24 protein-coding genes are annotated in these 22,494 nt (G+C 40.6%); 11 read left to right on the forward strand and 13 right to left on the reverse strand.

Annotation, left to right across the window (positions count from 1 at the left end; genetic code table 11):
- Nucleotides 1-27 precede the first annotated feature (27 nt).
- Nucleotides 28-750 carry a sulfite exporter TauE/SafE family protein gene (locus tag V6C17_RS13780; protein WP_333523210.1) on the forward strand — a complete coding sequence of 241 codons (723 nt, stop codon included), beginning with the start codon at nucleotides 28-30 and terminating at the stop codon, nucleotides 748-750.
- Between the two features lie 374 nt (nucleotides 751-1,124).
- Here V6C17_RS13780 and V6C17_RS13785 read toward each other — a convergent pair whose 3' ends face one another.
- From V6C17_RS13785 to V6C17_RS13845, 13 genes are all read right to left on the reverse strand, one after another.
- Nucleotides 1,125-1,388: a hypothetical protein gene (locus tag V6C17_RS13785; RefSeq protein WP_333523144.1), complete on the reverse strand. Its 264-nt coding sequence runs from the start codon at nucleotides 1,386-1,388 to the stop codon at nucleotides 1,125-1,127.
- Nucleotides 1,389-1,632: 244 nt separating this feature from the next.
- Complete coding sequence (locus tag V6C17_RS13790) at nucleotides 1,633-3,234, reverse strand: (Fe-S)-binding protein (RefSeq protein ID WP_333523145.1); 1,602 nt, start codon at nucleotides 3,232-3,234, stop codon at nucleotides 1,633-1,635.
- Nucleotides 3,227-4,162 (reverse strand): hypothetical protein, encoded by a 936-nt coding sequence (locus V6C17_RS13795; RefSeq protein ID WP_333523146.1) that lies wholly within the window; start codon nucleotides 4,160-4,162, stop codon nucleotides 3,227-3,229. Before V6C17_RS13795 ends, V6C17_RS13790 begins: the two co-directional genes overlap by 8 nt.
- A 32-nt stretch (nucleotides 4,163-4,194) precedes the next feature.
- A complete protein-coding gene (locus tag V6C17_RS13800) occupies nucleotides 4,195-4,554 on the reverse strand; it encodes a hypothetical protein (RefSeq protein WP_333523147.1) in 360 nt (119 codons plus the stop codon).
- A gap of 120 nt (nucleotides 4,555-4,674) precedes the next feature.
- Nucleotides 4,675-6,039 (reverse strand): YeiH family protein, encoded by a 1,365-nt coding sequence (locus V6C17_RS13805; protein ID WP_333523148.1) that lies wholly within the window; start codon nucleotides 6,037-6,039, stop codon nucleotides 4,675-4,677.
- Between the two features lie 23 nt (nucleotides 6,040-6,062).
- On the reverse strand, nucleotides 6,063-6,377 hold the full coding sequence (locus tag V6C17_RS13810; protein ID WP_333523149.1) for a TusE/DsrC/DsvC family sulfur relay protein: 315 nt from the start codon (nucleotides 6,375-6,377) through the stop codon (nucleotides 6,063-6,065).
- An 18-nt stretch (nucleotides 6,378-6,395) separates the two neighbouring features.
- Nucleotides 6,396-7,733 (reverse strand): sulfate reduction electron transfer complex DsrMKJOP subunit DsrK, encoded by a 1,338-nt coding sequence (dsrK, locus tag V6C17_RS13815; RefSeq protein ID WP_333523150.1) that lies wholly within the window; start codon nucleotides 7,731-7,733, stop codon nucleotides 6,396-6,398.
- Nucleotides 7,730-8,503 carry a respiratory nitrate reductase subunit gamma gene (locus tag V6C17_RS13820; protein ID WP_333523151.1) on the reverse strand — a complete coding sequence of 258 codons (774 nt, stop codon included), beginning with the start codon at nucleotides 8,501-8,503 and terminating at the stop codon, nucleotides 7,730-7,732. Before V6C17_RS13820 ends, dsrK begins: the two co-directional genes overlap by 4 nt.
- Before the next feature lie 19 nt (nucleotides 8,504-8,522).
- Nucleotides 8,523-9,584, reverse strand: coding sequence for a dissimilatory-type sulfite reductase subunit beta (gene dsrB, locus V6C17_RS13825; RefSeq protein WP_333523152.1), 1,062 nt, complete (start codon nucleotides 9,582-9,584; stop codon nucleotides 8,523-8,525).
- Nucleotides 9,577-10,767: a dissimilatory-type sulfite reductase subunit alpha gene (gene dsrA, locus V6C17_RS13830; protein WP_333523153.1), complete on the reverse strand. Its 1,191-nt coding sequence runs from the start codon at nucleotides 10,765-10,767 to the stop codon at nucleotides 9,577-9,579. Before dsrA ends, dsrB begins: the two co-directional genes overlap by 8 nt.
- A gap of 22 nt (nucleotides 10,768-10,789) precedes the next feature.
- Entirely contained in the window at nucleotides 10,790-10,972 is a 183-nt protein-coding gene (locus V6C17_RS13835) for an indolepyruvate ferredoxin oxidoreductase subunit alpha (protein ID WP_333523154.1), read from the reverse strand.
- A gap of 126 nt (nucleotides 10,973-11,098) precedes the next feature.
- Nucleotides 11,099-12,004, reverse strand: coding sequence for a LysR family transcriptional regulator (locus V6C17_RS13840; protein ID WP_333523155.1), 906 nt, complete (start codon nucleotides 12,002-12,004; stop codon nucleotides 11,099-11,101).
- 178 nt (nucleotides 12,005-12,182) lie between these two features.
- Nucleotides 12,183-12,611 (reverse strand): OsmC family protein, encoded by a 429-nt coding sequence (locus tag V6C17_RS13845; RefSeq protein ID WP_333523156.1) that lies wholly within the window; start codon nucleotides 12,609-12,611, stop codon nucleotides 12,183-12,185.
- Nucleotides 12,612-12,840: 229 nt separating this feature from the next.
- Between V6C17_RS13845 and V6C17_RS13850 the strand changes: the two genes are divergently transcribed.
- The 10 genes from V6C17_RS13850 (at nucleotide 12,841) to V6C17_RS13895 (ending at nucleotide 22,486) form a co-directional block, all read left to right on the forward strand.
- Entirely contained in the window at nucleotides 12,841-13,194 is a 354-nt protein-coding gene (locus V6C17_RS13850) for a PadR family transcriptional regulator (protein WP_333523157.1), read from the forward strand.
- 29 nt (nucleotides 13,195-13,223) lie between these two features.
- Nucleotides 13,224-14,246 carry an HlyD family secretion protein gene (locus V6C17_RS13855; RefSeq protein WP_333523158.1) on the forward strand — a complete coding sequence of 341 codons (1,023 nt, stop codon included), beginning with the start codon at nucleotides 13,224-13,226 and terminating at the stop codon, nucleotides 14,244-14,246.
- 15 nt (nucleotides 14,247-14,261) lie between these two features.
- Nucleotides 14,262-15,836 carry a DHA2 family efflux MFS transporter permease subunit gene (locus V6C17_RS13860; protein WP_333523159.1) on the forward strand — a complete coding sequence of 525 codons (1,575 nt, stop codon included), beginning with the start codon at nucleotides 14,262-14,264 and terminating at the stop codon, nucleotides 15,834-15,836.
- A gap of 258 nt (nucleotides 15,837-16,094) precedes the next feature.
- Nucleotides 16,095-16,730 carry an HD-GYP domain-containing protein gene (locus V6C17_RS13865; RefSeq protein ID WP_333523160.1) on the forward strand — a complete coding sequence of 212 codons (636 nt, stop codon included), beginning with the start codon at nucleotides 16,095-16,097 and terminating at the stop codon, nucleotides 16,728-16,730.
- A 31-nt stretch (nucleotides 16,731-16,761) separates the two neighbouring features.
- Nucleotides 16,762-17,793 carry a threonine aldolase family protein gene (locus tag V6C17_RS13870; RefSeq protein ID WP_333523161.1) on the forward strand — a complete coding sequence of 344 codons (1,032 nt, stop codon included), beginning with the start codon at nucleotides 16,762-16,764 and terminating at the stop codon, nucleotides 17,791-17,793.
- 193 nt (nucleotides 17,794-17,986) lie between these two features.
- Nucleotides 17,987-18,604: a TetR/AcrR family transcriptional regulator gene (locus V6C17_RS13875; RefSeq protein WP_333523162.1), complete on the forward strand. Its 618-nt coding sequence runs from the start codon at nucleotides 17,987-17,989 to the stop codon at nucleotides 18,602-18,604.
- 233 nt (nucleotides 18,605-18,837) lie between these two features.
- Nucleotides 18,838-20,019, forward strand: coding sequence for a putative heme d1 biosynthesis radical SAM protein NirJ1 (gene nirJ1, locus V6C17_RS13880; RefSeq protein ID WP_333523163.1), 1,182 nt, complete (start codon nucleotides 18,838-18,840; stop codon nucleotides 20,017-20,019).
- A 41-nt stretch (nucleotides 20,020-20,060) separates the two neighbouring features.
- Nucleotides 20,061-21,056 carry a putative heme d1 biosynthesis radical SAM protein NirJ2 gene (gene nirJ2, locus V6C17_RS13885; RefSeq protein WP_333523164.1) on the forward strand — a complete coding sequence of 332 codons (996 nt, stop codon included), beginning with the start codon at nucleotides 20,061-20,063 and terminating at the stop codon, nucleotides 21,054-21,056.
- Between the two features lie 188 nt (nucleotides 21,057-21,244).
- The gene (gene rbr, locus V6C17_RS13890; RefSeq protein ID WP_333523165.1) at nucleotides 21,245-21,784 is read left to right on the forward strand and encodes a rubrerythrin; all 540 of its coding nucleotides are present in this window, start codon (nucleotides 21,245-21,247) and stop codon (nucleotides 21,782-21,784) included.
- A gap of 159 nt (nucleotides 21,785-21,943) precedes the next feature.
- The gene (locus tag V6C17_RS13895) at nucleotides 21,944-22,486 is read left to right on the forward strand and encodes an NADH peroxidase (RefSeq protein WP_333523166.1); all 543 of its coding nucleotides are present in this window, start codon (nucleotides 21,944-21,946) and stop codon (nucleotides 22,484-22,486) included.
- The last annotated feature ends 8 nt before the right edge of the window (nucleotides 22,487-22,494 follow it).

The raw sequence follows: 22,494 nt of genomic DNA on the forward strand, positions 1-22,494 counted from the left end.
TAAGATGGGGTAAAAGTTTTGGATATTATGACAAGTATTATAGTACTAATTGTTTTCTTTTCGTCTTTCGTACAGTCAATTACAGGGTTTGGATTTGCTATCGTTGGTACACCGCTGTTGCTATTTTTTTTAGAACCAAAGCCAGTTGTTACATTAATGGTTTTAGGTGCATTAATACTGAATCTGCTTGTTATCTATAAGACAAGAGGGAAGTCAGACCCTAAGGTTATATTGCCAATGTTTATGGCAAGCCTATTAGGCATAATCCCGGGCGTTTACATTTTAAAAATAGTAGATGGTTCAGTATTAAAGTTATGCATTGGAATACTTATTCTAATTGTCGCATTTGTTATGGCATCAAATCGTGTCTTTACCGTTAAGCGCGAAAAACTAGCGACATATATAGTTGGTATTGTAAGTGGTTTTATGGGGGGATCAACTAGTTTGAGTGGACCGCCTGTTGTATTATTTCTTATGAACCAACAGCAGGATAAAGAGGCATTCCGGGCAAATCTTGTTCGATACTTTTGCCTTGGAAATATAGCGACCCTTATCGTTATGTATTTTATGGGAACTATTGATACCGACGTGATACAACAAGGGGTATATACAATTCCCGGAGTATTATTAGGCGTTTGGTTGGGAGAAAAGGCTTTCGAGAAAGTTAGCCCAGTACTTTTCCGTCAGATTACTTTAGCGGTTATATTCTTCTGCGGTGCAATTAGCGTTACTAGTGAGTTAATAAAGTAGAGACTTAAAGCCCAACTGATAAGTTGGGCTTTAATCAATCTTTGCTATCGTCTTTGTCGGATATTTTATAACAAAAGACCGAAACAATAAGTACATAAAAGACAACTAGCATGGAAGTTACTAGATAGCCATCCATAATATTAAAGCTCCTTTTGTTAAAGCTACCTAATATAGATTATTCAAGATAAGAACATAATGTTAGCATAAAACATTCTAACTAAAAAATTAAACGAGGATAATAGTATCCTCGTTTTTAATCGTTCTTCTCTAGCAAATATAAGTTTATTTACGGCCTCCACCGTTGCCATTACCAGCAGCAAGGCCATATGCTTTTGATATTTCTCCGTAACCTAATCCAGTTGAACGACTAGTAGCTACGTCTTTGCGGTGATGGATAGTCCATATGTTTTGTTGATTGCGTCAGCTAGATTGTGATCTTGTGCTGTTGTTGCAACAGGTGAAGGCGCGGGTGTTGTGGAGGCAGTAGTATCTATTGTAGTGGTAGTAGTAACTTCAGTAACACTTGTTGTGGGTGTTTGCGTGGTTTCAGGAGAAGTTTCAGCAAAGACTGGTAATGAGTGCATTGTAAGCATCGAGGATAGAATTAGTGCGGAAAGTGCTTTTTTTGCATTTAGCATTTTTTGTACGCCCCCTAACAGTTTATGTAATCTAAGTCTAACAAGTAAAATAATCTAATGCTATAGACTGACAGTTGCGTCTTGGTGGGACTATTGATTCAATTGTTGGCTTTTTGAAGATACAAAAACTCTAAAGCGGGGAGGTAGTGGATGAAAACTAGCTTCCTAAATTGTTCTCGTAATATTAAATGGCCACCACACTTGTTTTGATATTAGTGGAGGCCATTTTTACTCTTATATGTTTTTAAAACTCATCTTCCCAGCTGATGAAAGGCTGCGGAATATCTTCCATGGCATTAACCATCAATTCAACGAGTCCCCCATATGTAATATTATACTTATCCTTAAATCCGAAATGCTCTATAAGTGCATCACGGGCCGAACCTTTGCAATTTGAGCATGGTGCACAATAATACTTTGGAATTGAAGGGTCAAGACAATCTGAAAAGGCATCGAGTACTTGACGTGCTTTCATTCGGCAGGACAAATTGTTTCGCCAATCGGGGAAATTGTGGGAATTCATTATGGCAAAGCCGCTGCCGCCGCCGCAGCAATAATTATTAGTTCCGGCATTAGGCATTTCACGATACTGTCCGTCTGGCAGGATGCGCTTCAAAATATTTCTCTGAGGTGAAATGATTCCCATTAAACGCACTATATTACAAGGGTCATGCATAGTCACCGGGAAATTATTTCGTTTCGGATTAAATTTTATATTGCCGCTGAGTACAATGCTTTCCAACAGCGGGAGACATGACTCGCGAGGAATCGCCAGATCATCAACGCACAAACGATCAGCAATAGTAACTAAAGCTTTGGTGGCATGGCCACATTCACCGACAACTATTTTTTTTACTCCCAGCTTTTTTGCTGCTTGAATCTGAGCAAGTGCTATTCGAGAAAACTGTATGTCATCGTACCAAACACCGTAGTTAACTCCTTCGTAGCCCATCTGTTCGCTTGATAGGGTCCAGTTTAAACCCGCAGCATCAAATAATATTGCGAAGGCGGCTGGGTTTTCAGGCCATGCCATGTATTCTCCAGCATTATGGATTAGCAGAATGTCAGCATTCTTTTTATCGATAGGAATTTTGATACGGCGACCAGCCTTCTCTTCGATAATATCTTCGATAAATTCGATGTTATCGATAAATGCAGCTGGTGTCATACCTGTTGATGAGCCGCTTTTTAAATGTTGTATAGTACCAGACTTGTGTACATTGTCGGGTGCTATGCCCATTTCTTGGCTAAATAGTTTTCGGATTTCTCGAGTAAGCAAAGCGTTATCCACACCTAAAGGACATACGGAGGCACAGCGGCGGCAAATAGTGCAGCGGTAGGAGAGTTCTGCCAAATGATAAACAACACGCCAGTTTAGCTCTAAGTCAGCTCCGGCCCATTTGCCCAATAGTTTTCCGGCAGGGGTAAAGTAACGACGGCAAATTCGTCGAAGTACTTCTGAACGGAAATTAGGACGGTATATATCTTTTTTTCCGCTCTCAATATATATAGGGCAGGCATCATTGCATGTATTGCATTGCATGCAGTACTCTGTATTGAGCACTGTCATCTGCAAAAAGCCCCAGTTATTGTTTTTGTCGAAGAGTTTTTCCAGGCCCTTAAGGAAAGACGCAACAATAGCATCTTCCTCTTGTTTGTTTTTGGGAATAGGTAAAGAAAGTGCCGAAAAACCATCGAGAGAGAAATCGTACTTTGTTTTAATTTCTGGCTTGGGTTCTTTAAAATTGAATGTTTCTGTTCCTGACAATGGTCGAAAATCATCAGAGTTTACGGGGGAAAGTACAGGTGCATCTGAGCCAAAATCACGAATTTTTACTTTATCCATGCTTATCCTGACCTCCATCTTTACCGTTCTTTACTTGCTCCAGCCAGGACTTTCCTTTAGCTACATGGCTAGCTGACCAATCTACAGGATAGTTCAAATAATTACTGACGCTATTTTCTAACTTACTGTTGGCCTTCATAGCTTCGTCATCCCACATTATCTTGTGATAAAAAAAGTATTTAGCAGAGACATGAAACATGCGACTGAAAGGGAGATAGATAATAAATAGGCAGAAAGTAAATAGTTGTACAGCCAGCAATGGATGAGGCACTATAGAAGGATTAAGCGTGATAAGCGATATTGCATGATGTCTGATAAGTTCGAATGTGGGATCAACAAACCACCATGCTAAAGTTGCAGAACCAAACAGCGAAATCATAAGATATAGATTGACATAGGTAACGAAGTCAGACATCGAACGCAAGTGATTGTCACTATATCGTAACCCAAGAAGAATAAAGCTTCCTAAAAATCCGAGACTAAATCCGATTGGCCCGGTAAATAAAGTAGCGTAATAAACCAGTGAAGGTAAGAGATTATCGGTTTGTGCAGTTACCTTTAACCCGTATAACTCTAATAGTGCCCCTACAACTAAAAATGCCAGCCACAGACCGGAAATATACAAACCAATATGAAGCGGGAAAGATCCTAGCCATAGCTTAAGGTTATGAACAAAAGCCTTTTTGATAAGAATCATCTCGCCCATCATCTCTTTGCACTCGTAGAAGAGGGAGAATTTTGCAGGTGCCTTATGGAAATCCACCTTTTGGTATTTGGAGCCGTCCGCTCCTTGATGCGGTACGGGGTATAAGTCCCAGCGCAGATGTCTTGGCATAGTTATATATGATCTTAATTTAATTGCGGAAAATACAATAAATATAAAAAGCGAGAGATAAATAAAGGGACCACTTAAAAACCAGTACAGCATGTCCGAACACCCCCTCGCAGTAATAGTCTGACCTATAACATACCCCATCCTCGTGTGTATTCCAGAACGATTTGGTACTCCCTATCTTTAAATCCCGCTTCGGTTAGCATTCGTTTTATTTCATGAGCCTCGACTTGTCGAGAATAGCAATAGACAGTTTGTTCTTCAATATAAAAATCAAAATCCTTTTGAGCCATAAGCTCCACCATAGCAGCTACACGGTTAAGCCAATTGTTAGAAATCTGGCGGTATTGCTGTATGATATCAGAAGAAACTTGTGTGTTATTAATTAAGTAATTGTAAGTTTCGGGGTCCGGAACTAATTTGAGACTAACCCTAGTAATATGGGTGACGATGGGAGGTTTTGTACAGAGGTTAGCATTATAGCCCATGCTTTTTTCACCCTCCATTTATTAGCTGTTTTTAAAGTAAGAGGTAAGGATATCGGCCGGACTTATAGATCCGGCCGATTATTACTGTACAATAAGAAAGTTCACTCTCTTACTAAAAACTTACTTAACAGACAGCCAGTAATCAACAAATATGACGTTAGATAACCAATAGCCAAGCGGTACATTGATTAATACACCAATTGTAAACGCCAAGAATGGTTTCCAGCCAGCTGCTGCTAAATCACGGAACCTTGTTGTAAACCCGATGCTCAAGAAGGTCCAGGTAAATGTCCAGCCGCGAAGATTTTTAATAACTCCTAGAGCATCTTTGGAGTAAGCTGAGCCAAGTTTAGGGTCTAAGTTTGCAATTATTAAAGTAGTGAATATCGAGGCTACAAAGAAACCAATGACAAACTTAGGGAATCTACGCCAGACTTCACCGTAATCGATGCGTTCGGACTGCGCTAGATTTTTCTTTTCCCATAAAGTTACAGACAGAATAGCAGCAAGTAATGCCCATAAGCCAACAAACATATCTCGTCCGACGACCTTCATAAGGGTAAATGTTTTCACTGCACGATCGTCTCCTTTAGGAAGATCGGCCAGTGCATTATATTGCTCTGCGGCTGCAAAGCCGGCAGCATCAGCAAATTCGGATGTGCCTATCCACGCACCTGCCGGTCCAGGAGCCATGCCGATATGTTTTGCAGCTGCAGGTAAAATGGCGATCATAATTACAGCCCAAATAACAACAAGTGAAATTGCGATAGATACATGCTCTTTCTCCGCGCGGCAGGCACCGCCGACTGCTATTGAACCAGATACCCCGCAAATTGAGCCGCCTGCGCCGAGGGTTGCTCCGAAACGAGGATCGAGGCCGAAGAGTTTAGTAGCCGCGAAGTAAATAGAGAAGAAGGTTACAAAGGCAACGATGGTTGCTTGCAGCATTGCCAATGGGCCCGCTTTCATAATTATAGTAAATGGGAGGGTTGCCCCCATAAGCACGATGCCTGTTTTTACGTAAAATTCAGTCCGTAGACCTTCTTGGAACCAGTTTGGCAGCTTAAACAAATTACTGCCAATCATACCAATCATCAAAGCTAGTAACGGTGTTTCTAATTGATAATCTTTCATAAATTTGTTTGAGCCAAGGATGGTGATAATGACAGATAAGATAAACAGCACAGTAAAAGCTGCAACAAATCTTTTGACGTTATAACCCATAACCTTTGCCCCAAGGGTAAATGCCACTAAAAAGAAACCGAACAGTAGATATAATCCCGCTGGATTTTTGTTAAGCCCGGCAGTTACTTTGCTAAAATCATTTGACCAACTGGAAATACTTACTGCCATTGATTTAAATAAAGCAAAACCGCCGCTTAAATAAGTTATTGTAATGACAGTAGTTAAAGCTAAGGCAATAATAATAGCCCAAGTATCTTCTCTTTTAATCCAGGGTAGATTAGATTGCGGAGTTCCGGCCACACTAATTCCTCCCCTATACTTTATTACACACAGCCTGTTGGTTTAGGTAAACCAGCTAATTTACAAGCTCCCTTTGCTGGTCCCGATGGGAATAGTTCATAAATCTCCTTTAAAGTAAAACCAGTATCTTTACACAGTTTTCGAATCATAGGAGCAATTCCAAATTTCTTGAAATAGTCCCGTAGGTAATTAATGACTTTCCAATGCTTCTCCGTTAGATCACCGACATCTTCCGCTTTAGCGAAATACTCGACAATATCTTCATTCCAAAGTCCTGGGTCGACTAGAAAACCGTCTTCATCAAGCTCAATTTCCTGACCTTTAATAACTACACTCATAGCAAACCTCCTTTATAATTATTCATTTAGCACTATTGCCTTACCCACTAAATCCATTACGCCACCCATGTTAGCAATATCGATACCATAATGGCTTAAAACATTTGGAATTTGTGCTTTGCAAATTGAGCATGGCATAGCAAGATAATCGATTTTGCCCAATGCTTTGACCTGATCGGCTTTCATTTTCCCGAGCTTCATACGGATTTCCATCATCTCATCCATGAGTATTCCTGATCCCCCGCCACAGCAGAAATTTTCATCTCGGTTGGGCGTCATCTCAACAAACTCATCAACACAAGCCCGTAAAATTTGGCGCGGCTGCTCGCAAATTTCCCCAGCTCTAGCATAGTTGCAAGGATCATGGAGCGTAACTCTAAGCGGCAATTTACGCAGCTGCAGATTATCAAGATTGAGTGCGCAAAAATCTAAAATATGGATTATCTCAAAGGGAATTGGACCGTTAACTCCTTCCGAATACATCTTGGCAGCACGCCAGCCATGACCGCACTCACCTTGGATCACTAATTTTGCTCCAAGTGATAGCGCTGCTTCTTTCATCCGGTCGTTATGCTCTGACATTACCTTCAGATTAAACAACAATCCGAAATTTGCTGCTTCTAATATTGATGATGAGATGGTCCAATTTAGACCCAATTTATAAAACAGCTTTGCAGCACCTATCATAGTATCAATATTAGTAAAAAAATCAGCGGAAGAAGGTATATAAAGAACATCCGAATTTGGTTTATCAATAGGTATTTTTATATCTAATCCAGTTTCTTCTTTAATTTCTTCCTCCATAAATTCTGCGCAATCAATAATAGCAGGTTTGGGAATACCCATATTGTTGCCGGACTTGATCATATTGGCAGTAATGCCTTGCATGAATTTTGGCATGATGCCAAGCTCGGATAAAATATGGCGGGCGGCAATAGTGACTTCTGCGGTATCTATACCGAATGGACAGAATCGAGCACATCTTCGACATTCGTTACATTGATAAAAATATGTGAGCCATTTAGTTAATGTTTGGTCATCAAACTCTTCGGCTCCAACGTAGCTCCCTAAATACTTTCCTCTCAAAGTTAAATAGCGTTTATAAATTCGACGTACTAAATCAGCTCGTGCCGCAGGAATGTTATTAAAGTCATCTGTACCAAGATAGCTATGACATTGGTTGGCGCAAATTCCGCATTTTGTGCAAGTTTCCATAATAACAGACAGTGAACGCATAGCGTTAACGAGTTCGTTGAGTTTGCCCACTGTTTTTTGCTGCTGTTCCTGTAACGGACTAACTGCAAATCCGATTGCCGCCAGGTCGGTTTCTTTTGCGACATGCATAGGAGGCTTCATTCTGATACTCCACCTTTCCTGAATGCAGAGATATTAGAGGCATTTAGTGAAGAAGGATATACTGGCGGCGTTGCAGTCATCATTGCTTTGTTTACAAAGAAACCAGTCATATGCAGCATTTTGGAAAACGGTAAATAGGCCAACAGAATATTAACTAAGAAATAGTGGCTGATAAAAATCCAATTTTGAGGAGTTGAAACAGGTTTAAATGTCATCAGTGAACCTAAATATGTCCGAATAGCTGGCAAATCTACCTCCAAAGATGTAAGGCGCATATGCAAGCCGCTTATAACAACAGCGAGCAGAAGAAGTATATCAAAATAATCGGCTGGATCTGATAAACGTTTAACTTCGGCATTAGAGGTGCGTCTATAAAGAAGTGCCACGAGAGAGGCAAAAATGAGAATACCAGATAGGCTGCCAAGGATGGTTGAAAGCTTTACGCTTTCATTTATGCTTAGGCCCAGTGCGGTAAACTGTTGTCCAAGGAAGTATATTCCAGTTATATGACCGCCGATTATGGCTGCCAAACATAGATGCATCATCCAGGCCCATAACCATAGCCTTCTATCGCTCTGTCTTAAGGTTTTAAATATTAGTAATTCTTGCCCGATTTTTATAAATCGCTGAGCGGTACCCACGGGAGCTGGAGATAGGGTCATTTTAAAAGGGACGGGAGTTCTAAGCCAGGTCCACAGTCTCCAGCCCATACCAGCAATAAATATACCTCCAGCCAAGTAAGGTAGTATCTGCCCGATAAAATTGAGCATAATCTATTCCTCCTGGCGGTTAGAATTTAAACTGGGTGGTCGAACGGAAAGTTGTTTTTGCATGAGTAAAATCATCGATATGTTTTTCGGTAAATGGCAATTCGGTTAATTGGAAGAATTTTTCCCAACCTATTCTCTCTATCCATTCACCCATGCGTTCGCTATCTCTGGCGTTAGCAGCCCATATTTCAACCAAATGCTTCACAGCACTGCTTACTTCCGGCCATCGAGGTGGATTATTAGGGATAAATGGAATTGCAAGGCGAGCTAATTTTGGAGCCGTGCGCGCGTTGGAAAGTTTGCCGCCAACCCATATTGAAACACCGTCGTTTTCTGGGTCCATAATTTTTATTGCCGGACACACAGAAGTACAGTTTCCGCACATCATACATTTTTCAGGGTTGATTACAACACTTTTTTCTTTTGGATTTGGGCGAATTGCGCCAGTTGGACAAGAAGCAACTGTTGTAGGAATTTCACAAATCTTGCTGGCCATGTCATCGTTAATGCGCGGTATAGTACGATGGATACCGACAATGGCTATATCTGAGCAGTGGCATGCACCGCACATATTAACACAGCAAGCTACAGCAATTCTCAGCCGTGCTGGTACTTTAATTTTGCCAGTGAAATAGTCGTGAAGTTCATCCATGACACTTTTAGTAATACCGGAAGCATCTGTTACTGCACTTTTACAGTGGATCCATCCTTGTGTGTGAACGATATTGCTAATTGATAGACCAACACCGCCAATTAGATAATCTGCAGCTTCTAAATCGTCAATAAGCGGTTGCAGTTTGGTCTCATCAGATACTAAAAATTCCACGTTGTTGCGGGTAGTGAACCGTAAAAAGCCATCGCAATATTTATCGGCTAAATCGCATATGCTGCGAATAAACTCACTGCCAACCAATCTTGGCGAAGCTACGCGTACGGTATGGAGCACTTCGCCGCTGTAGCTGACATGCTTTAAAACGCCTGGGCGAGGGACAGTGTGATATTTCCATTGACCGTAGTTCTCTTTAATAATCGGCGGAATTAGCTCCCTAAAATCGGGAGGCCCAAAATCTGTTCTAGCCATTTTTGTTTACCTCCTCTTCCTTCCAGAAAATATAAGGATTGCTGCGTGGAGCGCTGACCATTTGCGGTAATGGTTTTAGACCTACGGCTGCAAGGAACTGGCTCAAGCCCATTCTTTCGATTAGTTCACCGACGCGTTCGCGGTTTTTGCCGTTGTCAGCCCACCAGTCAGTGATTTTATCGACTATATCTTTTAGTTCTGTATAAGGCGCTTCCATTTTAATGAACGGAACAAGTACCCAGCCGATCATTGCACCCTTTACAACTGGAGCTTTTCCACCGATTAACAGAGTAGCACCGCGCTCTGATCCGATGCTAATAGCCTTAGGCATTTGATTGACACAATTCATACAGTGTGAGCAATCTTCAGGTCTCACTGTTAGCTCTTTAGTTTCTGTGTTCCAGTTAAGAGCTTCAGAGGGGCACTTGGTAATCAGTCTATTGATAATATTGAAGCCTCTATCGACATATTCACGAACTGCATCACCATCAATTTTTATGCTATCCCGCCATACGCCAATTACGGCCAAATCAGAACGGGCCGATGCTGCCGCGCAGTCGTTTGGACATGCCGAAACTTTAATTTTGAATTTATAAGGCCAAGCTGGGCGGTGGATGGCATCTTGGTAATGCTGAGTTAGCTCGCGAATGATATCCATGCTGTCGATACAAGCCTTTTCACAGCGGGCCTGACCGACGCAACAGCTAAGTGTACGCAATGCACCGCCAGAACCTCCTAAGTCGTAGCCGCAATCAGCCAGCTCGTCAACACAGGGCTGGAGGTTTTCTGTAGTTGTGCCTAATAATATAATGTCGCCAGTTGAGCCATGCATGTTATAGAGTCCGCTGCCATACTTATCCCAAACATCAGTTAACTGTCGCAGTTTTTCTGTAGTATAAAAGAAGCCAGCAGGTTGATTGACACGGATAGTATGAAACTCTTTGATGTTTGGGAATCTTTCCGGAGCATCGGAATATCGGCCGACTACGCCGCCGCCATAACCTTTTACCCCGACAATGCCGCCATGTTTCCAATGACCAATTTTTTCTTCATAAGAAGACTCTAGCTGCCTTAGCAGGTCAGCTGCACCTTGGTTTTTTTCTGCCGCTTTTTTTATTTCGGTAACAAAACTAGGCCACATACCTTGTTCTAATTCATCAAGAAGCGGTGTTTTTGTTTCCATATTGATCACCTCCGTGATTTTTTTAATATTCTTCAACTTTAATTGCTTCTACAGGGCATACAAGTGTACAACTTTGACAACCCATGCAATCATCACCAACTACTTTTGCCAGGTTTTCTTGCATTTCGAGGATTTGGGCTGGACAAGCTTTTGCGCATTCACCACAGCCAATACAAGTGCTCTCATCAACAGTAACTACAAACATCTCTCACCCTCCACATCTTGTTTACTTTATCTTTATTGTGGACTAACTGGTTTTATGACTCCTTTGTACATTAAGAAAACTGATGCATAGCATCAGTTTTCACGATACATATAATATTCCGTTGTTTTACTTGGTGTTTATCTGTGCACAATCTAAGACAAATGATCCAAACTTTTCTACCGCGCACGTTTTAAATTTATCACGGAGATATAGCATAGTATAGTTACGCTCGATGATACCCTCGTTTAACTGTATGAGTTTGACGTCATTCCATTTTACCTCACTTCGTACAGTAAGGCAGGAGATAGCAGCTATACCTACACCGGCCTTTACTGCTTCTTTGATAGCTTGTGTACTGCCTAATTCCATGACAACATTAAGTTGAGTCGGTTCATAGCCTTTTTCTACAATGAACTGTTCAAATATGCGCCTAGTGCCGGAGTTTGCTTCCCGCATTACCCACTTTTCGCTTAATAATCTGGATAATGGAATATCATCCTGTGATAGTTGGAAGTCTTTTGGTACAACGATTACTAATTGATCACCGCCGCATGGCTGGTCAACGATTGCTTCGTGACGAAAATAAGGGCCTTCAACAAAGCCCAGATTTATGCTTCCGGCTAGAACTTTAGCAATTACTACTTCAGTATTATAAATATCCATTGCGATATCTACCTGCGGAAATCTTTTATTAAATTCTACTAATATTTCTGGCATGAGATATTCACCGATTGTAAGACTGGCCCCTATATGCAGCCTGCCGCTTATGTCATTCATTAATCCTTGAACGGTTTTCCGCGCATCGTAACAGAGCCGTTCCAGTTGCATGGCGTAGGGATAAAGAGCAGCTCCAGCCTGTGTCAGCAAAATTTTTCGGTGCATTCTGTCAAATAGCTTTACACCATAATAGTTTTCTAGGTTATGAATTTGTTGACTTACCGAGGACTGGGTCATATGAAGTTCTTGGGCGGCAAGTGAAAAACTTCCCTTCTCAGCGACAGTTTTGAAAATCTTCAGTTGAATATCAAGCATACAATTCACCTTCACTCTTTAAGGACAGCTTGTTTTAGTTTTTAAATTATATTACGGAGTTAAGGTTAATATAACAATGAACATTGCAAAAATAATTACGTATCTCTTGTGGAACTTTAAATAGACCAACACGACAGCGCATGCCTTGATGGAATGCTGTCGCGTTGGTCTATTTAAACTAATTAGCTTCTTCCGGGGTATTAATATACTTAAAGGAGACGATCTTTTTTATATCGGGGTGGAGACTGTTATAAACTGGGCATTCTTTTGCAGTTAGCTCGATTATTTTCCTTTCCTTAGCACTGTAACTATCATGAGGAAGAGTGATTTCTATTATTAATTCCGTAATGCGCCTTGGATCTGTGCCCATAACTTTTGTGGTTGAGACTATTGCTCCGTCTATGGTAAAACCATGTGTTTGAGCGGCAATACCCATAATGGTTAGGATGCATGCTCCTAGGCTGGTAGCAACAAGATCGGTTGGTGAGAAGGCTTCTCCTCGGCCATGATTATCAGTTGGCGCATCGGTCACTAAGGTGCTACCGGATTGAAAGTGAGTTGATTGAGTTCGTAAGCCGCCTATATACTTTGTCTGGACGGTTGCCAAAATAATAACCCCCTTTTAATTATTAATAAATGGTAAATAGATTTCGCTAGTATTAAAGCAATTAGGTATTACTTTATAGTATTCAATCCATATTTTGGTTATATCAGAATATATAAAATATCGAGCGAATGTTTTATATTTATTTAATATTGTAATAATTGAGTTTAGTGTTATAATTAATATTATTAAAAATAACAACTTTTATTTTGCTATAGGGGAGGCTGTATATATGACAAAAAAAACGGACAATTATCAGACTTGGGTTAAGATTATAACGGGATTATATGTGTTGGTGATATTAGAAAAGGAACCAGCCCATGGAAATAAACTCGCAAGCGAAATTAAAAGACGTACCGAAGGAACTATCTCACCTAATTCTAATGCATTATATCCACTGCTTAGGATTATGGAAGAACTGGGCTATATAAACGGAAGCTGGGAAAATCCTGATACTAAAGGAAAGCGTATCTATAAGATAACTGACGAAGGCGTTGCATATATCCCAATTCTAAGAGAAAAATTTGAAAAAAGGCTAGAACAAGCGGAACAAAGACTCGAGATATTACGAAAAGACCTTTTGTAATAGCCAATAAATAGGGTGGAGGAAGCATAATGAATATAGATCGCATTAAAGAAAACAAAAAATTCCTTGCTGCTACCGCCATTATCGCTATTGTTTTAATAACCGGAGGAATTTGGTGGTGGTTTAAGTTCGCAGGTGCTGTTTCAACAGATGATGCGAGAGTAAAAGGTACAATTGTCAGTGTAAGTTCTCGTGTGTCCGCACGTGTCGAAGAACTTCATGTTAGAGAAGGTGATCAGGTTCAAGCAGGGCAAGTGATTGCAAAGTTGGAAAGCAAGGAGCTTGAGGTTCAAGTAGCTCAGGCTAAAGCAAATCTAGCGGCTGCTCAGGCGAAATTAGCTGGAGTAAAAGCTGGCAACAGGCCCCAGCAAGTCGTTCAGGCTGCAGCGTCAGCTGATTCAGCTGCTGCAAATCTTGAAAATGCTCATAAGGTATATGAGAGAACCGAGGCACTATATACTCAAGGGGCAGTATCTGCTCAACAGCTTGATGCCGCGCAATCCGCATTGGCAGTTGCCCAAGCACAGTATACAGCGGCAAGTCAATCGGCTAGTTTAGTTGCTGAGGGCTCCAGACCTGAAGACATCCAGGCAGCCGAAGCTCAGGTCGCACAGGCCGCGGCACTGCTCAAAAATGCCCAGCTTCAGCTTGATAATGCTACAATTATTTCCCCAATTTCAGGTACTGTAGCATTACGTTCAGTAAACGTTGGCGAAAGTGTCACTATGGGTCAGACAATCTTTAATGTCGTAGACAGTAGTGATGTTTGGGTTGCAGCTAATATTGATGAAACCTATATTGGCAAAGTTCACGTAGGGCAATCTGTCGAATTTACTATTGACGCATTTCCGAATAAAAAACTAAAAGGTGAAGTACGTGAAGTAGGCGCTGCTACCGGATCGCAATTTTCATTGCTTCCTACTGAAAATACTTCCGGAAACTATACCAAAGTGACTCAAAAGCTTCCGGTAAAAATTACAGTTAGTGAAACCGGAGATACTGAATTAAAACCAGGCATGTCGGCTGTAATTAATATTAATGTACGATCATAATACGAGGTATCAAAGATGATAAAACAAATAGAAACAAACAAATATACCGTATTAGTGATTGTCACTTTGGGAACAATCCTTACCTCATACGTCAGTAGTTCAATAAATATTGCCCTACCAAATATAATGCAGGTTTTTGGATTTACTATGGATTCGGTTATTTGGGTTTCATTGGCATATATGCTGCCATATGGTTCGATACTTCCCATTACAGGTAAGCTGGGTGATCAATTTGGCCGTAAAAGAATGTACTTGATTGGTTTGGCTATTTTTACGGTGGCCACTTTGTTGGCTGGCATGGCTTGGAATAGCACGATACTTATATTCTTTCGAATTGTTCAGGGAATAGGAGCTGGTTTACTGTTTCCAAACTCAATGGCCTTAGTCTCGGAAGCTTTTCCGCCGCAAGAAAGAGGACAAGCCTTAGGGCTCTGGGGTGCATTGGCTGCCGCGGGCAGTGCTTTAGGGCCCACTATTGGCGGAATGATTGTTGAGCATTTAGAATGGAGATTGATTTTTTACTCTATTTTACCGATAGCCGCCGCCGCTCTGCTTTTAGGAGCTAGAATACTGCAGGAATCAAAAGCCGAAGGCGTTGATGGGAAAATCGACTACGCCGGGGGAGTACTGCTGGTTTTGAGTCTGAGTTGTGTGCTGCTGGTTCTAAACCAAGGCGCGGATGAAGGATGGAGTTCACTGTATATTGTCAGCTTGATAATTACTGCGGCATTGTCGATGCTTGCCTTCTTAGTTATTGAAAGTATAATCGAAAAACCTATGGTCGATTTAACATTATTTAAAAATCCTACTTTTACTATTTCAAATATTGTTGGATTCTTATCCTATATGGCGATGTTTGGGGGATTATTTCTTCTTCCGTTCTATCTTCGTAACATCCAGGGATTTAGTGCAATTAAAGCTGGTGTTTCAATGCTGCCGTTAACCCTTTCGATGGTCTTGCTAGCTCCTATTGGCGGTAAGCTAGCCACTAAATATGGCTCTAAAATACCCGCATCGCTTGGGATGGCGATAATGGCTTGGTCACTATATACTTTCCGTTTGCTTAATGATCTTACTCCGTACTCTTATATTGCGATGGGTTTGATTATTATGGGTATTGGTCTAGCGCTGACAATGTCTCCTCTGTCCAATGGAGTTATGGGATCATTGCCTAAAGATAAGCTTGGTGTTGGTTCCGGGGTATTTAACCTGTTTAAGAATATTGGCGGTAGTGTTGGCGTTGCAATAATGGGAACACTCTTAGATACGCGGCAGGTATTTCATGCTGCAGCTTACAAAACATACCTTAACAACAGCGCCGAAGCGGTAAATTCAACTCTAGCCATGCTTCAAGGTGGATTTATTCAGAAGGGTTTCACAATCGCCGAGGCAAAGGGTTTAGCTATCAGTACTTTAAATGGGATGGTAAGCAAGCAAGCTTCGATCGCTGCTTTTGGAGATGTATTCTTTATAACAGCGATAATATGCGCAAGTGCAGTTATTCCGGCTCTTTTCATTAGTGATCCTAATAAAGCGGCACTACCTAGTGAAAAGTCAGTAAAGCAAGAAATGGTATCAAATGCTGTATAAATAAAGGAGCAGTTAATCATTTTTGATTAGCTGCTCCTTTATTGAAAAGTAAGAATGTTAAATTTTGAGATGAATGCCTTATTTCTTCGACTGACTGTCATTGTTTTCATATAACAGTAATTTCGTTATTTCGATATATGAAATAGTATTCATTGACTTTAAATAGTTTCAGTTTTTTACCAGATTTATAATATTTCGACAAGGGCAGGAAAGGTTTAACAGTTTGCAGAAATAAAGTACATCAACTGAGAATTAACTATGTTAATTTATTTTAATAAGGTGGAGTGTAAACTATCAATTATAGATAAAGTTAATATGGAAGCTATAGAGGATTTTTGTCGTCAGGTTTACTATTGTGATCCCTATACCTCTATGCATGCTGAGCATGTAGCTGAATTAATGGCCGGATTAGCAAGCCAGATGTGTATGTCAACTGAGGAAATCAACCTCGCTTTTATTGTTGGATTAATTCACGATATCGGTAAGCTAAAAATACCTGGTACTATTCTCAATAAACCAGGAAAGCTCACTGATGAAGAATTCAAAACTATGAAAAAGCATGCCGAATATGGAGCATGTATGCTGACTGGTATAGCGGGTGCTGAGGCTATCGTACCAATTATGCGTTATCATCATGAAAGATATGATGGAAAAGGATACCCAGAGGGAATTTTAGGCAAAGACATCCCACTGCTTAGTAGGATGCTGGCAGTATGTGACTCTTTCGACGCAATGACGACTAACCGATGTTACCGTGAGCCCATAACACTCGAGGAGTGCATTGAAGAAATTAGAAGATGTTCAGGGTCACAGTTTGATCCTACCATCTGCGATTTGTTTATAGATTTTGTTAGGGAGCGGTTTGGCTTCATGATGGAGGTTGCAAGCTGTTAAAATTTAAGTAATAACTAAAAGGGGATTTTTAATGTATAGCTTTAAGAATGATTATAGTGAAGGGGCACACCCGCGAATATTAAACGCCTTAGTAGAGTCGAACTTCGCACAGGTTGAAGGGTATGGTAAAGACATTTACACACTGAAGGCGGCTGATCTTTTAAGACAAAAACTTGGTCACAGCGATGTTGATATACATTTCTTTTCGGGCGGTACGCAAGCCAACTTGACTGCCCTATCGGCTTTTTTACGGCCGCATGAAGCCGTTATAGCGGCTAATACAGGTCACGTTCTAGTTCATGAGACAGGGGCTATTGAAGCCACTGGACACAAAATAATTTCGATTGAAGTTAGTGATGGTAAACTTACAAGCGAGCATATTAAAGCGGCTGTTGAGGCTCACACTGATGAACATATGGTCAAGCCGAAGTTGGTTTATATATCAAATCCGACTGAGCTTGGCTCAATCTATACTAAAGACGAGCTTAAACAACTTAGTTACTGCTGTAAGGATAATCGTCTTATTCTATATGTTGATGGCGCAAGGCTAGGTTCAGCTTTATGTGCCAAAGATAATGATCTTGCATTATCGGATCTTCCTAATCTAGTAGATGCATTTTATATTGGCGGGACTAAGAATGGAGCTCTCCTAGGTGAGGCTATGATAATTTGCTGCGACACGTTGAAAACCGAATTTAGGTTTCATATGAAACAAAAAGGCGCATTGCTGGCTAAAGGGAAGCTGCTTGGTATACAGTTTTTGGAGCTTTTCCGCGATGATCTGTATTTTGAATTAGCAAATCATGCTAACAATATGGCTGACATATTACGACGTGAAATTGACCGTTTAGGCTGCAAATTTTTAATAGATTCTCCATCAAATCAGGTTTTTCCAATATTGCCGAATTACGTAATTGCAAGACTTCAAGAAAAATATGATTTTTACATATGGGAAAAAGTAGATGACGATAAATCAGCAATTCGTCTGGTAACTTCATGGGCAACTAATGAGACAGCAGTGCTGCAATTAGTTGGTGATCTTCAAAAAATTATGAAGTCTTAATCCTGCCAAAACTCCTGTAAATCCTTTGAAATAATTTTACAGGGGTTTTTAACATTGTATTATTAAATGTATTAAGTATAATTAAAGCGGTGGGATATCGTATTGACAAATGAAAGAGTAGGATGTTTTTATATTTACTCAGTAGCTGAAGCCAGGCGTAAGCCTTCAGTTTTTGTATTTAGGGGGAAAACAAGTGGTTTCAATTAACCGACGCGAAAGAAAAAAGCTTAATTCGAAAAAGGCTATTATTGACGCTGCCGTTAAATTATTTATTACAAAGGGGTATAAGGATACTGCTATAGCCGAAATAATGAACGAAGCCGATTTGGGTATTGGAACTTTCTATAATTACTTTGAATCCAAAGAAGAAATCTTAAAGCACTTCCTTACCGAAATTATCTCGAAAGCTAATAAACATTGTTTGAGTTTACTAGATGAACCGAAATCTTCTTCGGAGATATTAACCGAGATGTTTCTATTCACTGGTAGGATTTTAGATGAAAACCGCTTTGTGTTGCCTTTATTCCTAAGCGCTGCTCATCGCAGCGGATCAACGGCGAAAGTTTTCTCGCATCCTACAGATGGCATAACTTTCAGGAGTATCTTTAATAACATTATTAAAAGCGGGCAGCAACGAGGGGAATTTAGAAACGACATACCTGCCGAAGTAATAACTGAAATGTTTCACTCGATTTTTCAAACAGCGTCCTTCAGCAGTTTAGAATTAAGTTTTATGCAAAACATTCAATACAAATTAAAATTAACGCTTGATGGGCTGTTAATAAGAAGCCAGAATACTCATGAGTGTTAAAATGCTGGAAGTATTTTTAACTCAGGAGATTTTCTGTGCTTGATTGACCTATAAGATAGTTGCATGATAAGATACAATTAATAGTGAATGTGGTTCACTTATGAGTCGCATTCCGTATTACCGTGTTTTAAATAATCGGCATGAGTCGGGTTTCTGTCTACAGCGAAGACATGGGTACACTTATGCTTAGTACAAAAGATATAGTTGTCAAATATTTGTAGGTGGGGTAAAAAATGATAAGTGTTACTAAATTGCTATTTACAACAGAGTACTTCGGTGATAGTCTGCGTTATAACAAGAATTCAACAGGCGCTCGCCATGGTGTAACAAGCGGGGCGGGTCCAGTAGTTGTATGGAACTCGACTAAAACTTGCAATCTAAAATGCCGTCACTGTTATATGGATTCTGATGCTCAGAAATACCACGGCGAACTAACTACTGACGAGGCTAAAAAATTCATTGACGATTTAGCCGAATTCAAAGTTCCAGTGCTGTTGTTTTCGGGTGGAGAGCCATTAATCAGAGAGGACTTTTTTGAATTAGCAACCCACGCTGCCGCTAAGGGGATTCGTCCAACGTTGTCAACTAACGGAACTCTTATTACTCCTGAAGTTGCTCGTAAAATTAAAGAAATCGGTGTTGGTTATGTCGGTATTTCATTAGATGGCTTACGGGATGTAAATGATAAATTCCGTGGTAAAGAAGGCGCTTTCCAAGCGGCGATGCAGGGAATACAGAACTGCGTAGCTGTCGGTCAGCGAGTTGGCTTAAGGTTTACTATTAACAGACACAACATTCAGGAACTTGATAATATATTTGATTTCATTGAGGCCGAAAATATTGATCGTGTTTGTTTTTATCACTTAGTATACTCTGGCCGAGGCAATCAAATGATGGATGAAGATGTAACACCAGCTGAATCACGTCAAGCAATGGATACTATAATTAGGCGGGCGAGAGATTTCGAAGAGCGCGGTCTAGCTAAAGAAATCTTAACAGTCGATAATCATTGCGATGGAGTATATATGTACTTAAAAGCTCTTCAAGAAAACAACCAAGAGCTTGCTGATAGAATCAAGAGTTTAATTTCAATGAATGGCGGAAATCGTTCAGGAATTGCTTTTGCCGAAGTTGATCCTAACGGTTATGTTCATCCTGATCAATTTACTCAGCATCATACTTTTGGCAATGTTCGGGAACGGAAATTCGGCGATATATGGACAGATAGTACTCATCCTATTCTTGCTGGTCTCAAAGATCGCAAATCTTTATTAAAAGGCAGATGTGCAATCTGTAAATATCTTAGTAATTGTAATGGTAACTTCCGAACACGGGCAGAGGCTAGGACCGGTGACTTTTGGGAATCAGATCCGGCATGCTATCTGACTGACGAAGAAATAGGTATAGTAAAGTAAGTGTCAGTAAGTAAACTTCACAGTTAGAAGGAGGCAAACGGATGATTATTTCCTGGAATACGACTAATGCCTGTAATATGTACTGCGATCACTGTTATAGAGATGCTGGCTGTAAAGCTGACGAGGAGCTGAATACAGCTGAGGCTAAAACTCTTTTGGAGCAGATCGCTAGAGCTGGCTTTAAGATTATGATTTTTAGCGGCGGTGAGCCGCTGACTCGTCCTGACATTGTGGAATTAGTCGAGCATGCAACTTCATTAGGGCTCCGTCCCGTATTCGGAACTAATGGTACCTTAATTACTTTAGATATGGCTAAAAGACTAAAGGACGCGGGAGCGATGGGTATGGGCATTTCCCTTGACTCTCTAGATCCCCAGAAGCATAATGAATTTCGCCGCTTTCCCGGTGCCTGGGAAGGGGCAGTCCAGGGTATGCGCAACTGCCGTGCAGTCGGATTGCCATTTCAAATTCATACAACAGTAATGGACTGGAATGCGCATGAAATCGAGAGCATTACTGATTTTGCAGTAAAAGAGGGAGCAGTAGCACATCATTTCTTCTTTTTAGTTCCTACTGGTCGCGCAGTTTCGATAGAGGCCGAATCTCTAAGAGCAGAGGCTTATGAAGAGACACTGACTAGAATTATGAAAAAGCAGCAGCAAGTTGAAATTGAGTTAAAGCCAACCTGTGCGCCGCAGTTTATGCGAATTGCTAAGCAAATGGGTATGAATATGCGATTTGGCCGCGGCTGTTTAGCTGGAACATCGTACTGTATTATCAGCCCTAAGGGGCAGGTTCAGCCATGTGCTTATCTCAACCTTCCACTAGGGGATGTTCGTGAGACTCCTTTTGATGAGATTTGGCGTAATAATGAAGTATTGCAGAACCTAAGAACACTTGAGTACAAGGGCGGTTGTGGTGCTTGTGAGTATAAGCGAGCCTGCGGCGGATGTCGTGCAAGAGCTGCGTATTATCACGAGGGCGATTACATGGCAGAAGAACCATGGTGTTTATATCACGGCCGTAAGGGTATATAAATTCAATGTTTAAAGATCGTCATAAGACGGTCTTTTATTTTAGATACCATATGAAAGTGTATAGTACTATTCGTAGATGTTTTGCGTCACTTACAGCTGGTTTAAGTTAATTAAACAGCAATTTGGAAGGTAATTCTAATTATTATGTCGAATTAGATTAAGGAAAACCAACTAGGAGTGTGATATCAATGACTGAAAAATTAAAAGGTTCAAAAACAGAAGCTAACTTAAAAACAGCTTTTGCAGGTGAATCAATGGCTAGAAATAAGTATTCTTATTTTGCGAGCGTAGCAAAAAAAGAGGGTTATGAAACGATTGCAGCTACCTTCCAAGAGACTGCTGACAATGAGGCTGCTCATGCTAAAATCTGGTTTAAACTGTTAGACGGAATTTGTGATACTAAGGCAAACCTTAAAGCGGCAGCTGAAGGTGAAAATGATGAATGGACCTGCATGTACAAAGAATTCGCTGAAACGGCGGAAGCTGAAGGGTTTAGCCAAATTGCAGGTTTATTCAGACGTGTAGGCCAAATCGAGAAAGAACATGAAGAACGATACAGAGCTCTTCTTCAAAATTTAGAAAATGAAACTTTATTCAAGAAAGAAGAAGCTCAAACTTGGCGCTGTCGAGTTTGCGGACATCGCCATGAAGGAATTGAGGCACCAAAAGCCTGTCCGACTTGCCAGCACCCGCAAGCTTATTTTGAAATCGCCTACCAAAACTTTTAATATTATAACTAAACAACAAAAAGCATTGAGGAAACTTCCTCAATGCTTTTTGTTGTTTAGTATCTCGTATGTAAACTCCATTTTTATGTATTAAACATAAATGAAAATCCAACAATATCTTAGTAGATAGTAGTATTAATTTTAGTTTGGAGGATCGCGATGAAAAAGTTTGTTTGTACAGTCTGTGGATATATCCATCAAGGAGAAGAAGCACCGGAAAAGTGTCCAGTATGTAAGGCTAGTCAATCTCATTTTAAAGAAATGACAGGTGAATTAGCTTGGGCAGACGAGCATAGAATTGGCATTGTTAAAGATGTTCCGGTAGAAATCCTAGAGGGATTACGTGCCAATTTCGTCGGCGAATGTACGGAAGTAGGAATGTATTTAGCTATGTCGCGTCAGGCAGACAGACAAGGCTATCCAGAGGTAGCAGAAGCTTATAAGAGAATTGCCTTTGAAGAAGCCGAACATGCTGCTAAGTTTGCAGAGATTTTAGGTGAAGTTGTAGTTGCTGATACCAAAGCTAATCTTAGTGCAAGAGTGGAAGCAGAGTACGGTGCGTGCGATGGCAAAAAGAAACTTGCAACTATGGCTAAGCAGCATAATCTAGATGCTATTCACGATACAGTTCACGAGATGTGCAAAGATGAAGCAAGACATGGGTGTGCATTCAAGGGCTTGCTTGATAGATATTTCAAATAGAGGAGGAT

It is taken from the genome of Dendrosporobacter sp. 1207_IL3150 (genome assembly GCF_036763085.1).
In the GTDB taxonomy this organism is placed as follows: Bacteria; Bacillota; Negativicutes; order DSM-1736; family Dendrosporobacteraceae; genus JBAIYU01.

What these genes read in the sequence shown, in the direction of transcription:
- V6C17_RS13795 (WP_333523146.1), bottom strand. Translation starts at nt 4,162, where the DNA reads ATGCTGTACTGGTTTTTAAGTGGTCCCTTTATTTATCTCTCGCTTTTT.
- V6C17_RS13780 (WP_333523210.1), top strand. Translation starts at nt 28, where the DNA reads ATGACAAGTATTATAGTACTAATTGTTTTCTTTTCGTCTTTCGTACAG.
- dsrB (WP_333523152.1), bottom strand. Translation starts at nt 9,584, where the DNA reads ATGGCTAGAACAGATTTTGGGCCTCCCGATTTTAGGGAGCTAATTCCG.
- V6C17_RS13865 (WP_333523160.1), top strand. Translation starts at nt 16,095, where the DNA reads ATGTTAATTTATTTTAATAAGGTGGAGTGTAAACTATCAATTATAGAT.
- V6C17_RS13840 (WP_333523155.1), bottom strand. Translation starts at nt 12,004, where the DNA reads ATGCTTGATATTCAACTGAAGATTTTCAAAACTGTCGCTGAGAAGGGA.
- V6C17_RS13860 (WP_333523159.1), top strand. Translation starts at nt 14,262, where the DNA reads ATGATAAAACAAATAGAAACAAACAAATATACCGTATTAGTGATTGTC.
- V6C17_RS13895 (WP_333523166.1), top strand. Translation starts at nt 21,944, where the DNA reads ATGAAAAAGTTTGTTTGTACAGTCTGTGGATATATCCATCAAGGAGAA.
- V6C17_RS13820 (WP_333523151.1), bottom strand. Translation starts at nt 8,503, where the DNA reads ATGCTCAATTTTATCGGGCAGATACTACCTTACTTGGCTGGAGGTATA.
- rbr (WP_333523165.1), top strand. Translation starts at nt 21,245, where the DNA reads ATGACTGAAAAATTAAAAGGTTCAAAAACAGAAGCTAACTTAAAAACA.
- dsrK (WP_333523150.1), bottom strand. Translation starts at nt 7,733, where the DNA reads ATGAAGCCTCCTATGCATGTCGCAAAAGAAACCGACCTGGCGGCAATC.
- V6C17_RS13850 (WP_333523157.1), top strand. Translation starts at nt 12,841, where the DNA reads ATGACAAAAAAAACGGACAATTATCAGACTTGGGTTAAGATTATAACG.
- V6C17_RS13870 (WP_333523161.1), top strand. Translation starts at nt 16,762, where the DNA reads ATGTATAGCTTTAAGAATGATTATAGTGAAGGGGCACACCCGCGAATA.
- V6C17_RS13800 (WP_333523147.1), bottom strand. Translation starts at nt 4,554, where the DNA reads ATGGGCTATAATGCTAACCTCTGTACAAAACCTCCCATCGTCACCCAT.
- nirJ1 (WP_333523163.1), top strand. Translation starts at nt 18,838, where the DNA reads ATGATAAGTGTTACTAAATTGCTATTTACAACAGAGTACTTCGGTGAT.
- V6C17_RS13785 (WP_333523144.1), bottom strand. Translation starts at nt 1,388, where the DNA reads ATGCTAAATGCAAAAAAAGCACTTTCCGCACTAATTCTATCCTCGATG.
- V6C17_RS13790 (WP_333523145.1), bottom strand. Translation starts at nt 3,234, where the DNA reads ATGGATAAAGTAAAAATTCGTGATTTTGGCTCAGATGCACCTGTACTT.
- V6C17_RS13835 (WP_333523154.1), bottom strand. Translation starts at nt 10,972, where the DNA reads ATGTTTGTAGTTACTGTTGATGAGAGCACTTGTATTGGCTGTGGTGAA.
- V6C17_RS13810 (WP_333523149.1), bottom strand. Translation starts at nt 6,377, where the DNA reads ATGAGTGTAGTTATTAAAGGTCAGGAAATTGAGCTTGATGAAGACGGT.
- dsrA (WP_333523153.1), bottom strand. Translation starts at nt 10,767, where the DNA reads ATGGAAACAAAAACACCGCTTCTTGATGAATTAGAACAAGGTATGTGG.
- V6C17_RS13855 (WP_333523158.1), top strand. Translation starts at nt 13,224, where the DNA reads ATGAATATAGATCGCATTAAAGAAAACAAAAAATTCCTTGCTGCTACC.
- nirJ2 (WP_333523164.1), top strand. Translation starts at nt 20,061, where the DNA reads ATGATTATTTCCTGGAATACGACTAATGCCTGTAATATGTACTGCGAT.